This window comes from Craurococcus roseus (genome assembly GCF_039523795.1).
Classification (GTDB): domain Bacteria; phylum Pseudomonadota; class Alphaproteobacteria; order Acetobacterales; family Acetobacteraceae; genus Craurococcus; species Craurococcus roseus.
Window position 1 is genome coordinate 1 of the sequence record NZ_BAAAFZ010000044.1, and the last position, 414, is coordinate 414.

The following is a 414-nucleotide window of genomic DNA, read 5'->3' on the forward strand; positions in this document are numbered from 1 at the left end:
CGGAACGCGGCCTCGGCCCCGCCCGCCTCGTGCACGGTGGCGGGCAACGGGCGGAACGCGCCCTCCTCCAGCCGCCGCGCCACGGCCCGCAGCAGCCGCGCCGCCACCGCCGGGCGGGCGCGCGGCAACTCGTCCACGTCCACCGCGAAGAAGGAAGCGTTGCGGCGCAGCGGCCGGAGCGACACGCGGCGCGCTTCCGCGAAGTCGCGCTTGCCCAGCTCGACGAACCGGCCGAAGGGGCGGAGCAGGCCGAGCGAGCGCTCCATCGCGTCGCCCGCCAGCGAGTTGAGCACCACGTCCACGCCGTCGGGCCACTCCGCGCGCAGCGCGTCGGCGAAGCCCGGGTCGCGCGAGTCGAACGCCAGTTCCGCCCCGGCGGCGCGCAGGAAGGCGCGCTTGGCGGCCGTCCCGGCG

The 414-nt window shown here is 78.5% G+C and carries 1 protein-coding gene; it reads right to left on the reverse strand.

All coding sequences use genetic code 11. From position 1 onward, the window contains the following. The coding region (locus tag ABD067_RS14280) for a zinc-binding dehydrogenase (protein WP_343895984.1) at window positions 1–414 on the reverse strand (414 nt) is incomplete at both ends.